The organism is Psychrobacter sp. AOP7-C1-14, from assembly GCF_052376135.1.
Classification (GTDB): Bacteria; Pseudomonadota; Gammaproteobacteria; order Pseudomonadales; family Moraxellaceae; genus Psychrobacter.
Genome location: NZ_JBQSVH010000019.1, coordinates 1 through 14,700, shown reverse-complemented (window position 1 = coordinate 14,700; position 14,700 = coordinate 1). Strand labels below are relative to the sequence as shown.

Genomic DNA, 14,700 nt, shown 5'->3' with positions numbered 1-14,700 from the left:
TGATTATTCTAGTTATTATTACTATTTGTTTGCATTACCATTCTTATTGGTTAGCATACTTATAAAATAATATCAATATTTAAAATCAATTATTTTTGGCGGTTCTTTATAACACAATATTCATCAGATATCTGCTCATTTAAGCTTGTGACACAAAATTTTGCTGCCGATAAGTGATACCTCGCTGCTCGTAGACATGATAAATTGCCGTTAGCAAGTCCGGTATTTTTGGATGGACAAAGTCTTTGAGGGTATGTAAGTAGATAGGGGAGGTAACGTTTTCATGAATCAAACGTTGGTAGCTGATCTGTTCTGTACGTACGGTTTGCAAGCTGGCAGGCACCAATGTAATACCCTCGCCTGCAGCGACCAGTCCTAATGCTACTTGCAAATCACTAACTGTCGTAGTCATAAAAGGTGAGATGCCATACTGCGCAAACAGATGTAATAATGGTTCGGTAATCGGCTCGCTAGATGATGCTTCACGGGTGGCATTAGGGTTTTCTGTACTCGAGGACAGCTTATTATTTGCTGCCGCCATCGTTGACGATACTGGTAGATGCGTCTGATGGTATAAAATTAAGCGATTGTTTGCTAGGTCTATCAGGCGTTGCTTACGTATATGAGCTAGAGGATGTGACTTTGGCAATGCCACCACATAACGCTCATGACGTAGTAGGATTTGCTGAATCCATGGATCTCGATGGGCAAAACGTCCAAAGCCAATATCAATTTCACCAGACTTGAGTGCGTCCATTTGTTGATATGAGCTGATGTCTTTTAAATTAACGTCAATATCAGGGCTGAACTGCTTAAGCGTGGCAATGATTTCAGGTAGTAGTCCGTATAGTACTGATGGCACAAAACCTATATTTAAAACATTACTTGGTGCTGATAGACGCTGGGTCATACTAGTTACAGTGTCAATCTCGGTCAGTATGGTGCTTATTTTATCGTAAAAAAAACTACCTGCTTCAGTTAGGTTCAGCGGTCTGTTATAACGATCAATCAGCACCACGCCCATGTCAGTCTCAAGTTGTTTCAACAAGCGACTCAAGCTTGGCTGTGATAATCCTGTCTTGGTGGCGGCAGTGCTAAAGCTGCGTAATTCTGCGACCGCAATAAATGCATTAAGCTGTTTTAAATCCATACTATTGAGCCTGTCATAGTCTATGCTATACATAGATTAGTTCTTAAAATAGTTCAGTTCTTAAAGTTGATTTATCGTATTATTTAGAATAGTTCTTATTCATATTAGCGCTATCCCATAAATTGTGCTTGAAGATAAAGGATTGAGCAATTATATTGATGGCCAATAATACGGTTACACCATAGTAATAATTTTCATTTTAGCAGTCATTTAACACCAGCAGAAAAAACTGGTTTGGTATTGTTCTATGAGCGACGAAAAAGAAGGCGATGGCATTGATTTTGAGGGTCAGCTGGCCAAGATCATTAACCAAAAGTCGCGTAAGCGTAACAACAATGATATCTATGAACGTTTTATCAATCGAGTCCATGGCTCTGAAGAAAACGATCAACCTGACTTTGAAGCATTAGAAAGTTCAAAAAATCTTGCTGCTTTCGAACCGTTAAGTACAGAAGAGTTGCAATTGTTTGAAGATCAAAGCAGTGAGCAAGAATTGCTGCTAGAAACAGAAGAAACCACAATAACAGATATTCCCTCTGACGCCTCAGGTATAGATGTATTATCTGAAAATGATGTGCTGAGCATAGATGATGATAGCGACAATAGTAGTGTAGATGCTGTCAGTGCAAATACCAAATACTCAGAACATATAACTGGCAACAACGACGCAGAGTTAGCTTCTGCGGTTGATTATGGTAAATCTACAAATATTGGGTCAGATGATGACTCCTCAGATATTGAAGGTACGTCTGAATCAATTGTCGAAGCGCCAAACATCAAAAATAAAGCGATAAAAAAGAAACTAATTATTAAACCAGCCATTATTATTATGGCGGTTGGTTTAATAATATTGGTGGCTATTGTATTAGTGCTAGTATTCTCGGGCATACTATCGACCTCTACTGTTGCTCACACAGATAACAATACTAATGACAACGTAGCAATAGAGAGTGCACCAGCCGTTAAAGCTGAGCCAATACTATCTACCGACAGTCAAACCACTATGAATGATGCTGGATCTGCAAGTGAGCAATCAGCCACTACGACCCAACAAAATGTTTCAGATGATAATAAGCAAGACATGCCAACCGCTAATGAGTCAGAGTTAAACCCTCAGAGCTCTACACCAGAAGATGACGACACTACCATAGCTACCGAGGAGGCGACTATCACTTATGAAGATTTCAGACAAGAATCACAGACGACCTTATATCGCGAAATCAAAGATTAAAGGTTTGACGTTTTGAGTCGTTTTAGACAGTAAGACAACCGTTTATCAAACTATTAGAGACGTTCATACTGAAAAATGTTGTAATACAACAGATAGTACGTATCATTATGTAAAGGATACGGTCGTGTACCGTTGATGATCTGAATTAGATGGTACGTAACTATGAATGAATCAGAAAAAGTGAATAACGACACTGAGCCAAAAAGCATCAGACCACGCAGTCTTGTTTTTACTATTATCAGTGTGATCTGTATTGTTCTGATATCTGCTTTTTATATGTCTAACCGTATCTCTTCCACGCTATCTCAAGCGTCGACTACCCATAATGGTTTAACAGTGAGCAACATCACCAAAGAGGCTAGTCCTCATCAGGTTGTACAGCCGCATTCGGATAGCCAAAATCAACCTAGAAAAACTATAGTTACTGACAATCATGAGAATGATGCTGCCATTAGCTATCATGACTTTAAGCAAGAAGCGCAAAATGTATTATTCCGTGAGGAAGAAAAGATCATACAAGCCAAATACAACAAACATTATATGACAACGACTATCAGTACTGAAGATTTTAGAGTAGAAGCACATAAAACCTTATATCGTGAATCTAGTTATTAGTGTTGCCATCAAAACTATATTGATAGGTATGAGTTAGTAAATGAATCGAATTAAGCCCCATTCCTCTCACTTTAGAGGAGTGGGTTTTTTTATGCTCTCAACATGCCATGCTTTGCTGTATATCATCTGTCGCACTCAATGCTACTGCCACAAAAGCAGCGACCGTCGCGCTGTTGTTATTTTGCTTATATTGAATATGCACAGGAATCTGTGTGCTGACATGGTTTAACGCCATAAAATGACAGCCATCACTATATAGTTTACGTACGCAATAGGGTGCAATCGCCACGCCCAGTCCTGCTGCCACTTCGGTCACCAACGTCTGCATGTGCTTAGGTTGGCTGATAATATTGGGTGAAAACCCAGCTTGCTTACATAGCGTGATGGTTTCATCAAATAAACCAAGCGCTTCATCGCGGTTAAAAATAACAAACTTTTCGTCTTTTAATTGCACCAAATCAATGGTTTGCCGATCGGCTAAAGCATGGCTTTGGTTCACAATCGCCACTAATTTGTCGATATAAATATTGTGGCTGATAAAGTCATCAGCAATGGCGCTCGGTAATGGCCGTGAAAACCCAATGTCGATACGGTCATTATTAAACGCTTCTATCTGTTCGGTCACCGTCATCTCAAACAACGAGACGTGTACGTGCGGAAATTTTTCTTTATAACTGCGTACCAGTGTGGTCATAAAGGTCAAACAAGCTGAGCTCAAATGCGCGATATTGAGTGTGCCTATTTGTCCATCATGTGCTCGCTTCACTTGTATCTTTGCTTGTTCTGCTAAGGCTAAAATAACAGCACCGTCTTTCAGTAATTGCTCGCCAGCAGGCGTGATAGTCACTTCACGAGAAGTACGGTTGAATAGCACAACACCCAACTCTGTCTCTAAGGATGAAATCTGACGACTGATGGCAGGTTGTACCGTATATAGCTCACGCGCTGCTTCTGAAAAGCTTTGGTGCTTGGCTACGGCCATAAAGCTTTTGAGTGTTTTTATATCCATATTAGCCATACCTTTTGTCAATTTGTCTTATCAGCTCATCGCTCAGTCTTAACTTTTATATCTATACATTATTTGTATGGATTCAATCATATACTATCATTTTTGTTATTGATTGCTAAGCTCTATACTGGTGGCATGATTTATTAAGCTGAGAAAATAATGGATAAGCCTGTACTAAACCAACCATCAAGCCAGTCGTCGAGCCAATCATTAAGCCGATTTATCCTGCTGTTAATGACCGCTGCCATCGCGGCAACGGCGGCGAACTTATATTACAACCAGCCTATTTTACCGCTCATTGGTGCTGAGTTTGATTTGACCGACGCGCAACTGGGTAGTATTCCAGCATTGACGCAGTTTGGCTATGCGTTTGCTTTGCTATTTATCTCACCATTGGGCGATTCTATTGCGCGTAGGCGTTTGATTGGTATCTTATCCTGTTTATTGGTGGCCGCATGCGGTTTTGCTGCCGTGTCACCAAGTTTGCCTGTACTGTTACTATCCGTATTTTTAATCGGTGTTAGTGCCAATATTACCCAGCAGCTCATTCCATTTGCTGCGTCCATGGTATCGCCTGAAAACAAGGGTACAACGCTTGGCACGCTGATGATGGGACTAACCATTGGGATATTGTTATCTAGAACCTTAAGTGGGTTTGTAGGAGAGCAGTTCGGTTGGCGCAGTGTGTTTGTGATGTCTGCGGCGTTTGCTGCTATCTTTGGGGTACTGCTGCGGGTGTTTTTGCCAACCAATACACCGCATACCACGCTGCGTTACTTTCCACTTATCAAAAGTAGCTTATCACTATTTGTAAAACATAAATCCCTGCAAAAATTTACTTTGGCAGGTGCATTTTGGTTTGCCTCATTCAATGTGCTGTGGGCGACGCTAGCGATTTATGTCAGCGAAGCACCTTTTAATTATAATGCGCAGCAGGCGGGACTATTTGGTGTGATTGCGCTGGCAGGAGTGATAGGGGCTAAGTCTTCTGGTAAATGGGTCAATAAATTGGGCTCTAAAACGCTAGTGATGATGGCATTGACACTAGCAGCGACAGGCTTTGCTATTACAGGGTTGTTTGCAGGTAATTTGGTGTCACTAATTGTCGGGATTATTTTAATCGACTTTGCTGTATTCAGTGCGCAAGTGGCCAATCAGGTTCGGGTCTTTAGTATCGATCCCGCCGCTCAGAGCCGCATCAACGGTATCTATATGCTGGGTTACTACACAGGTGGGGCATTAGGGTCTATGGCAGGTGTCAAAGCATTTGCCTTGTACCAATGGCCAGGGGTAGTGGTGGTCAGTATCGTCTTTATCATCATCAGCGCCATATTCAATGCATTCGCCAAAAAATAAGTGATATCAGTACAGTTATATCAGTACATAGATATCGATTAGTACGAGATTATTGATAAATCGATATTATTTCTTATCGACTAAGGACATATATGAACCAGTTAAAAATCGCAGGCAGTTTTACCTTATTGTGTATTGCCAGTTTGACCATTATGGTCGGCACGTTACTAGCACCTGGCTTGGTTAGCATTTCGGCAGGTTTGGGTATTACTGATAACAGTGTGCTGCTAATCACTTTACCGTCATTAGGTGCGGTGGTGTTTGCGCCACTAGCAGGAAAGCTCATCGATAAATATGGCGCGTACAAACTCTTGATCATCGGGTTGTCTTTGTACGGGCTTGTAGGTGCCAGTGCTTATCTTTTACATGGACCGGCGCAGGTGTTTAGCAATCGGTTTTTATTAGGTGGTATCACGGCGGTCGTCATGGCGAGCTGCACGGTACTCATCTCCACGTGGTATCAGGGAGAGGCACGCCTAAAAATGATTGCTAAACAAGGCATGTCCATTGAGCTTGGCGGGGTCATTTTCTTGTTTTTGGGTGGCTTGCTTGCATCACAGTTTTGGGCATTACCGCTATCAATTTATTTGGTGGCGTGGGTGTTCTTAGCCATGCTATTACTGTTCGTACCGCGTAATCATGCAGCTACAGCAGAGAACGCACAGATAGTAAAAGACGATAGCAAAACCATTATTAGCGGTCTGACTCTAAAAAATGTGTATCTTATCTCAACCTTAGCAATGACTATATTTTTTACGTCAACCGTATTATTGCCCATCACTATGACTGAGCTTAGCTATAACGAATCGCAAATCGGTCAGCTGCTGGCCTTTATCTCTTTGGTGGCGGTGGTTACCGCAGGTTTTATGCCCAAAATAATCAAATGGTTGAATGAGCCCAAAGTACTGGCGCTGGCATTCTTAGCATTTGCATTGTCGTATGTTTGCTTTACGCAAGCCAGTACCTTGATATTAATAATAGGTGCGCTGTTAATCGGCATTGGCTTTGGCTTTAGTATTCCGCTGTTGAACCACATGACGGTAGAGTTAAGCGCTGCCAAAGTACGTGGCCGTAATCTATCGTATTTTACGATGGCAGTGTTTTCGGGTCAGTTCTTCACATCATTTATGGAGTATATGCCGGGCGGCGCGCACAATGTGTTTATTCTATGCAGTGTATGCAGCGTCATTATTAGTGGGGTGTTGTTTATGAGAGGGGGCAGAACTGCCTGAGTTAGTACTTGTAATTGTAAAAGAGAAATATCTTAGCATCGTTGATAGACACTGAGCCAAGCACTGATGCTACTGTTCTTTGTATCATAGCATCGGTTGGCTTGCGGATTATTTTAAGCCAGTTGCTTTTTGAGCGTGCGTAAGCGGCTTTTAAATTCTGATCTATCAACATAACAGCCTTTTAGACGACGTTCTCCAACATTTTCATCAAATGCGTTACGCCCATGTAAGACTCGGCGATTATCAAAAACTACCATTTGACCTGCTGTCAGTTTTAACTCAATCTTATAGCGGCTGTCTTTTAAACGAGCCATCAACTCTCGATAGGCAAGATAGTAGTCGTACATAATCTCGCTTGGCAAATCAAAAATATCTGCAAGATGTGCGTTGTATTTGATTTCGACAATATTGCCAAAGTTGTCTAGATTGATGACGGAGTGGTGCTCACGAATATCATGGGCAGTGTCATGAAAGCGAAAGGGAATGGCATATTCGGCAAGTAAGCGAAAATACTCAGGCTGATCTTGTCGTAACTCTTCTAGTACCTTTAGCCCATCTACGAAAGTAGACTCACCGCCTATGCTTTCATTGCTTAAAAAATGCAAGAATTGATAGCCTGGCGGTAGCTCTTGATTTGGCAAGTCAGTATGTAGAGGCAATGAGAGCGAAGTATAAGCCAAATTGATCGGCGATTTTTCTGATATCACATCGAATGTCATACCAAAGTTAGTCTGACGCAGATAATCAACTCGCATGGCTGTCCGTACGCCAGCATCAGAGTCATCTGGCATATTATCAATGATAGTAAGCCCATATTTATCCAACGCATTCATCCAGTCGTATAAAGCGCTGTCGCTGGTCATGATGTCTGGTTGATCGTACCTCGGAATATGATCAACAAACGTGCCATCCCAGCTTTCATAAGAACTGCTATGATCCTTGGCCAATGTACTAGAATACCCAAACTCACGTAACCAGCTTTGCTCAAAGTGGCTGGTATGCTTTTGTTCTGACCACTCAATTGTCAGCGTGGTCTTATCAAACAAGACGGATAGTGGATGGATGTCTTTTGAGACGCTCAGTAAATCAAAACTACGCTCGCCAGTTTGAGGATGAAAAGCCGAAGGACAGTTGTCGCGCAGCCAGATATAGTGGTAAGTGCTGTCGATACCATCACTCCAGCGTATTTGAATAGCACGCTCAATGAGCGTCACCGATTCTATTTGATAGTCATCTGCTACTAATACGTCTAGAGAGGGTTTTAATTGGGACATTTCCATTGAAGTAGGCCATAAACATACATGAAGTAAACCTATATTTTACGGCATCCTGCTCAAATTACTTATTCAAACAATGAATTATCAATCACCCAATAAGAAACATTAGGTAAGAAGTACTAAGTGAAATGCGGCTTATCTCATTATAAAGCGTCCAACTAACAACCGTATTTTGGCAATATAGTGTTCATACGCCTTCGCCTTGATCTATTAATAGCTCAATACTGACCTGAAAGTAGTAGTCCTCTTTGATTGTAATACTGATGCTACCTTTATGAGCATGTGCAATAGTTTGCGCAATCGACAACCCCAAACCTGATCCTGACTGCATACTATCTACCTTATGATGTCGATAAAAACGCTCAAACAGTTTGTCTGCTTCTGCTTGAGTCATTGGTTCATCTAAGAGGTTAGTTATCATGAGTGTAAAGACAGGATGGTTCAATACAGAAAGCGATGAATTCTGTAGGTTAGTACGCCTAGTAATATGAGTCGATATGGCCGCTTCAGGGACTAAAGCCTCAATTGATATGGTGCTGTCACTCGCTGCATAATAAATAGCATTTGATATCAGGTTAGAAAACAGCCTTTGCAACAAACTGCCATCTCCCAGTACGGCAGGAAAATGTCCTACTTTTTCCAAAAAAACACCACGGTCTTCAGCTATTAGCTCATAGTATGAGAGCAGTTTGTTTAGCATAGACTCAGTATCAATATGGTGGAGTTGTGAGTTGGATAGACCTTTTTTGGTTTTTGCCAGTAGTAGCATATTATTGATGAGCGTAGACATCTGTTTGAGGGTGTCATGCTGACAGTGTAGCTGTTCTATGTACTCACGACGCTCTCTGTCTTTGCTTAACATGACTTGAGTATGAGTGCTAAGCGTGGCGATCGGGGTGCGTAATTCATGGGCGATGTTATCTGAAAAACGGGACAATGAGTCAAAATTGCTCTCAAGTGTCTCCATCATTAGATTATAAGATTTCGCCAATGGTCGCAGCTCGCTTGGCATATTTTTAACAACCACTCTCTCATCCAAGTGTTCAGGATTAATATCTTTCATTTTTCGCATAATGGTAGATAAAGGCGCAAAACCCCAATATACGCTCATGGCGGCAACTGATACGAGTAGTAGTGTGATGATCGCTAAAATAACACTTAATTGACGATTGAAATGTAGCAGGTATTGCCGATGAACATCGGTAGGCAAAGCGATAAGTGCCAAAGTTTGATTGTTCTCAATAATTAAGACACGGTAGTTCCTAGCTTTCAACGTCAGTGAGAACTGCTGCTCACCGTGCGTTGTCCATAATGGCAATATATTGAAGTCTTTTGGTAAAAAACTTACAAAGCTACTAGGAGCACTCGAGAGTAGTACGCCATTTTTATCAAATACAAGAGTTTTTAGATCGTAATCGAGCCAAGAAGCGTTGAGGTAATCTGTATCTGCTGGTGAAGATAACGTCAACACATTGGATAACGTTGCTTGTTTATCAAAGGTGTTCACACGCTTGCGCAGGTTAAATGCTGCATGAGTCAACATCTCTGTGTCCATTTGATCAAAATGATCACTAACAGAACGCTGAACCCATATGTAGATGACCACTTGAGAGATAACGACAAATATCGTGAGTAAAAAAATAGTACGCCAAAGCAAGGGTAGGCGTTTGCTTTTAAGTATGTTTTTCATGCTACGAGTGCTCAGCAATTGTGTCTAGCATCTCTAATTTATACCCCATGCCTCGTATGGTATGAATCAATTTGGTGTCAAATTCATCATCAATTTTTAAGCGCAAACGACGAACGGCAACATCAATGACATTGGTATCGCTGTCAAAATTCATATCCCATACGCGAGAAGCAATAACAGATCGAGGCAGTACCTCGCCACGGTGCTCTAAAAAAAGCTGTAGCAAAGCAAATTCTTTAGCAGTAAGCTTAATCATGGTCTGGCCTCGATGAACCGTTCGCTTTGAGAGATCCATTTTTAGATCTGCTATTTGTATCAGGGTGTTTTTATAATCTGATTGAGCAGCGCGGCGCAGCAAGCTTTTCATTCTTACAATCAACTCAGCGAAAGCAAAAGGTTTGGTCAAATAATCGTCGCCACCAATTTCAATTCCTTTAATTTTGTCGCTCAAGCCATCTTTTGCGGTCAAAAATAGTACAGGCGTGTGTCTTCCAGCTGCTCTATAATTGCGGATCAATTCAAAACCACTAACGTCCGGTAACATTACATCCATCAAGATGACGCTAAAATCGCCGGTCATTAATGCATGATGACCGTCTAAACCAGTCATATAGTGATCCACAATAAAACCCGCTTCGGTCAATCCTTTTTTGATGTATTCCCCAAGCTTCGCTTCATCTTCAACCAATAGTACTTTCATATGTTCTCTATTTCGAATGGGTTGTGTTTTTAACACATTACGTTTGTATGACACTATGCTTCTCTATGAGGTCGAGGTCAGTGTAACGCATTAAGACCAGATGACACCAACATGACAAAATTGTCATGTTGGTGTCATCTACTAGTCAGAATCAACAACGTATGATTCATGCTGATTTAATAAGCTTAAGCATCAGTCAAATCACTAGTCAAATCACTTATCTTTGACTATCAAAAAATAGGAATGAATTATGTTGTCACTAAAATCAATCATCGCTACCGGCATTGCTTTGACCATATCAACTGTAGCACTGGCAAACGAGCCAAATATGCATACCGAAAAAGACAAAACATGCTGTGCAAAAATGGATAAAGACATGAATATGAAAGATCCTGCTATGATAAAAATGATGGATAAGATGAAAGCCATGGATGATAAGTGTTGTGAGAAGAATGATAGCGAACAATAAAACGTATTAGCTATCGAGTGTTACTTGATTGCCCCAATAGCAATAGAACTTAGCACCAAGCAAGTGCTACTTAGTGAATATCAGTATGACAATGACAATATCTATAGGTGAATTTATGACGCGAAGCAGTACTATGTATAGGCACAAAGGCCGTAAAATGTTTAACCATGTTTGTTTGCTATCGCTGACCTCACTGCTTTTTGCCTGTAGCCAGCCAGAATCAGATGTTGATCAAAAAGTACAGACTGAAAAATCAGCAACTATTGATTCGAAAGCTACACAAATAAGTGAAACAAAGCCAGTGATGCTTTCTCAAACAGAGTCGTCCACACTACTCAAAAATGTCTCAGCAACTGTGTACACAACAGAAAATTGTGGATGCTGCGAACAATGGGTAGCAAACACAAAAGAGCATGGTCTGCGGGCAACCGTGCAGCATCCTGATGACTTGTCTTTGTTTAAAGACCGCTATGATGTTCCACAGCAGATGCGTACTTGTCATACTGCAGTCACTACAGATGGTTATGTGTTTGAAGGCCACGTACCAGCAAAACATATGGCACAGTTTTTAGCGAATCCGCCTAAACAGGCAATGGGTCTTGCTGTACCTGGAATGCCAGTAGGTAGTCCTGGTATGGAGCAGGGCAATCAGTTTGAGCCGTATCAAGTAATGCAAATGAACAAAGATGGTACGACAGAAGTGTATGCCAACATCGAGTCACCTCAGCAGCAACTGTAGCCTGAATATATGCGTTTGAAGTGAGCTGAGAGCCGATAGCAATAAAAAAATATACTTAAGATGATGCCTTCGGATATCGAATAAAATACCCATAGCACTCATTTTGACTTACGGAGACTTATTATGATGAACAGTAGTATTATGGATGGAACAATGATGCAAGGTATGGGCGGAATGATGGTGTGTATGCTATTTGCATTATTGTTTTTTATCGTACTTTTATTAACGGTATTTGCTCTTATAAAATACTTACGCCAACCTACGAAAACTTTTCAATAAACAACTGCTGGTTGCCGTGTGATTCACTATCGTATATGTGAAAACAATGATTAGGCAACGACTGTATTTTTTTAGGTTTACCTAAAGCACCGCCCTAAAATATTATGAATAACTACATTGAGTACAATTAAAAATCAAATAAGGCGGCCAATACCATTTTGCCCGCCTCATTTGTAGAATAATTATATTTAGTAGTAAGTCATTAACCTGTATTACGCAGACCCGCTGCCAGCGCATTAATACTACGGATTAATGGATCTTCGACTTGTAGGTTTTCACTGTCATCTGAGCCCTCTGCTTGTCTAGCACGCTTTAACAGCTCAATCTGTATATAGTTAATCGGGTCTAGATAAGCGTCACGCCACTGAAGAGATGCCGCCAAATTCTCTTGACTAGACAATAATGAGTCTTGCTCCAGCAGCGAGTTTAGACCTGAATTGGTCAGTGCGTATTCATCCGTGACCGCTTTCATAATCTGTTTACGTAGCGGCTCATCATCACACAACTTGCTGTAGGCCTCAGCAATATTCATATTGGCTTTGGTAAAAGCCATCTCGATATTGCTCATAAACACACTAAAGAACGGCCACTTAGCATTCATCTCTTTCATCAACGCTTCATCTTTTTTGACACTATGCAATGCACTACCTACACCATACCAAGCAGGTAGGGTAAAGCGCGCCAATGACCAACCAAACACCCAAGGGATCGCGCGTAATGTGGTTTTACTTGGCAGGCCTTTTTTACGGTGGGCAGGGCGTGAGCCAATATTCAATAAAGAAATCTCTTGTACTGGCGTCACTTGTGAGTAAAATTTATAAAACCCTTCAGTATGATCAGTCAGCTCGCGATAACGCTGCTCACCATCATCTGCTAAGCGTGCAAATAGTGCTTCATAATCTGGTAACTCAGTAGGTTGTACCACAAACCTTGACGAGCAGGCTTTGAGTGTCCCTGTAATACCCATGGTGAGCTCAAATACAGCGGTGTCGGTATTGGCGTATTTGGCATATAGCACTTCACCTTGTTCGGTCACTTTAACCTGACCATGCAGCGTGCCGGCAGGTTGGGCGGCAATCGCCTTGTGTGTTGAGCCGCCACCACGGCTCACAGAACCACCGCGACCATGGAACAGTCGTGTTTTGATGCCATATTGCTCAGCAATATTGTTAATGGTTTGCTGCGCGCTATAAAGCTGCCATGCTGATGTGATGATACCTCCATCTTTAGATGAGTCTGAATAGCCCAGCATGATCTCTTGCGTGTTATCGGTGTTCTGTAGTAATCCACGATATAGAGGATTGTCTAACACGGCAGGTAATATTTGGTCGATGTTTTTAAGATCTTCGATGGTTTCAAACAAGGGTGCGACGGGTAGGTCAGCAGACAGTTGACCATCAGCATCAACAGTGCACAAGCCTGCAAAGCGCATTAATAGCAAGACTTCTAGCAATTGACTGGCATTATTGGTCATCGAGATGACATAACTACCAAAGGTATCTGGCCCGACCAGTTTACGTAAGGTCGCCACAGAGTTCATCAGCGCCAATTGTTCGCGTGTTTTGTCACCTAAGTTATCGGTATAGATAAGCGGTGTGCCTGGCTTTTCGAGCAAGCGTGTGAGCCACTCTTGGCGTTCTGTTTCACTGAGCTTTTGATAATCAGGCAAGTTGGAGGCACTGGCAAAGATATCGGCAATCACTTCGCTATGATAAGACGACTCTTGACGGATATCGAGCGCTGCCAAATGAAAACCGCAGGTCTTAACCAGTCGAATCACATCTAACAATAATCCTTCTGCATGTGCGGTATCGTGCGTATTTGTACTTTGACGAATAATACGCAGGTCTTCTAATAGCTCTTGTGGGTTGCGGTAAGCGTCCTTTTCTGCCTCGACATCTGTACCTTGGCTTTGGATACGGCGATTGGTGGCTTTAACTTTGGTCAGGATGATAGAGATCAATCGACGATAAGGCTCATTGCTATAATCGTCGGGGTTGTAATCAAATACTCGCTTATCAAGTTCGCCATAGCTCTCAATTTTGGCATAGACCTCAGGTTGGATGGTCACAATCGTATCGCTATGGATAAGCTGACGGCGCAATTTTTTGAGCAATACTTGATAATGACGCAGTACCGTATCCGCATGCATCAATACGGCACGTTCTGTGGTTTCAAAAGTCACAAATGGGTTGCCATCTCTATCACCACCGATCCAAGAGCCAAAGCTGATAAATGCAGGCAGTGGATAGTCGGTCAATTCTGGATAGATATCGATAATGGCTTTTTTGATATTACGATAAACCTTAGGAATGGCACTAAATAAACTGGCATTAAAATAATGCAGGCCGTTATTGATTTCATCATAAACCAGTGGCTTACGTGTACGCACTTCATCAGATGACCACAGCAAATCAATGGTTTGAGCGGTTTGCTCTTTGGCTTGCTCGTAGGCAAAACTGTTTTCAGTTAGATCATTTAACGCATCACTGTGTGTGAATAGGCTTTGTAATATATTCATCGTTGTACGGCGACGCGCTTCGGTAGGGTGCGCGGTGAACACAGGCATGAATTTCAGCTGATCGATCAGTTCTTGCATTTGTGCAGGTTCAATATTACGCTCACGACACTCGAGTAGCGTACGGCGAAACGAGCCTTCCCAGCTTTGTTCTGATTGGAGACGTTGCGCCTGGCGTTGTTCACGCAAATAGTTCTCTTCGCTTAAATTAGCAAGGAAAAAATAGATAGAGAAGCCACGTATAACGTTCTTTAAGGTTTGATTATCCAAAGAAGCAATAAAATCGATCAGCTGCTGTTTATGTGCCTCAGTTGGCTCACGGCGCTGCTGAATAAAGCCTTTGCGCAGTGTCTCAATCGTATCTAGCGTCTGCTCCCCAGATTGGCGAGAAATGGCATCGCCTAGCAATGAACCTAACAAGCTGGTGCGTTTACG

The 14,700-nt window shown here is 41.8% G+C and carries 13 protein-coding genes; 7 read left to right on the top strand and 6 right to left on the bottom strand.

Annotated features, from left to right (window positions below; all coding sequences use genetic code 11):
• Positions 1–139: 139 nt before the first annotated feature.
• Entirely contained in the window at positions 140–1,150 is a 1,011-nt protein-coding gene (locus ACT3QN_RS11360; protein ID WP_444522534.1) for a LysR family transcriptional regulator, read from the bottom strand.
• Positions 1,151–1,397: 247 nt separating this feature from the next.
• Here ACT3QN_RS11360 and ACT3QN_RS11355 point away from each other — a divergent pair, with 247 nt between their 5' ends.
• Both ACT3QN_RS11355 and ACT3QN_RS11350 read left to right on the top strand, forming a co-directional pair.
• Complete coding sequence (locus ACT3QN_RS11355) at positions 1,398–2,381, top strand: hypothetical protein (protein ID WP_444522535.1); 984 nt, start codon at positions 1,398–1,400, stop codon at positions 2,379–2,381.
• Positions 2,382–2,543: 162 nt separating this feature from the next.
• Complete coding sequence (locus ACT3QN_RS11350; RefSeq protein ID WP_444522536.1) at positions 2,544–2,996, top strand: hypothetical protein; 453 nt, start codon at positions 2,544–2,546, stop codon at positions 2,994–2,996.
• Between the two features lie 97 nt (positions 2,997–3,093).
• Here the strand turns inward: ACT3QN_RS11350 and ACT3QN_RS11345 are convergent, their stop codons facing one another.
• Complete coding sequence (locus ACT3QN_RS11345) at positions 3,094–4,005, bottom strand: LysR family transcriptional regulator (protein WP_444522537.1); 912 nt, start codon at positions 4,003–4,005, stop codon at positions 3,094–3,096.
• 159 nt (positions 4,006–4,164) lie between these two features.
• Between ACT3QN_RS11345 and ACT3QN_RS11340 the strand changes: the two genes are divergently transcribed.
• Together ACT3QN_RS11340 and ACT3QN_RS11335 are read left to right on the top strand one after the other, a co-directional pair.
• Positions 4,165–5,361, top strand: coding sequence for an MFS transporter (locus tag ACT3QN_RS11340; RefSeq protein WP_444522538.1), 1,197 nt, complete (start codon positions 4,165–4,167; stop codon positions 5,359–5,361).
• A 92-nt stretch (positions 5,362–5,453) separates the two neighbouring features.
• Complete coding sequence (locus ACT3QN_RS11335; protein WP_444522539.1) at positions 5,454–6,593, top strand: MFS transporter; 1,140 nt, start codon at positions 5,454–5,456, stop codon at positions 6,591–6,593.
• A gap of 113 nt (positions 6,594–6,706) precedes the next feature.
• On the opposite strand, the gene ACT3QN_RS11330 is transcribed toward ACT3QN_RS11335, so the two are convergent.
• From ACT3QN_RS11330 to ACT3QN_RS11320, 3 genes are all read right to left on the bottom strand, one after another.
• A complete protein-coding gene (locus ACT3QN_RS11330; RefSeq protein ID WP_444522540.1) occupies positions 6,707–7,873 on the bottom strand; it encodes a TauD/TfdA family dioxygenase in 1,167 nt (388 codons plus the stop codon).
• A gap of 184 nt (positions 7,874–8,057) precedes the next feature.
• Entirely contained in the window at positions 8,058–9,560 is a 1,503-nt protein-coding gene (locus tag ACT3QN_RS11325; RefSeq protein ID WP_444522541.1) for an ATP-binding protein, read from the bottom strand.
• 1 nt (position 9,561) lies between these two features.
• The gene (locus ACT3QN_RS11320; RefSeq protein ID WP_444522542.1) at positions 9,562–10,260 is read right to left on the bottom strand and encodes a heavy metal response regulator transcription factor; all 699 of its coding nucleotides are present in this window, start codon (positions 10,258–10,260) and stop codon (positions 9,562–9,564) included.
• A 250-nt stretch (positions 10,261–10,510) separates the two neighbouring features.
• On the opposite strand from ACT3QN_RS11320, the gene ACT3QN_RS11315 reads away from it, so the two are divergent.
• The 3 genes from ACT3QN_RS11315 (at position 10,511) to ACT3QN_RS11305 (ending at position 11,747) form a co-directional block, all read left to right on the top strand.
• On the top strand, positions 10,511–10,729 hold the full coding sequence (locus ACT3QN_RS11315; protein ID WP_444522543.1) for a hypothetical protein: 219 nt from the start codon (positions 10,511–10,513) through the stop codon (positions 10,727–10,729).
• A 115-nt stretch (positions 10,730–10,844) separates the two neighbouring features.
• The gene (locus tag ACT3QN_RS11310; protein ID WP_444529215.1) at positions 10,845–11,468 is read left to right on the top strand and encodes a DUF411 domain-containing protein; all 624 of its coding nucleotides are present in this window, start codon (positions 10,845–10,847) and stop codon (positions 11,466–11,468) included.
• 123 nt (positions 11,469–11,591) lie between these two features.
• On the top strand, positions 11,592–11,747 hold the full coding sequence (locus ACT3QN_RS11305) for a hypothetical protein (RefSeq protein ID WP_444522545.1): 156 nt from the start codon (positions 11,592–11,594) through the stop codon (positions 11,745–11,747).
• A 202-nt stretch (positions 11,748–11,949) separates the two neighbouring features.
• Here the strand turns inward: ACT3QN_RS11305 and ppc are convergent.
• Positions 11,950–14,700, bottom strand: a 2,751-nt coding sequence (ppc, locus tag ACT3QN_RS11300; protein ID WP_444529214.1) for a phosphoenolpyruvate carboxylase, incomplete at its 5' end; no start/stop codon positions are given.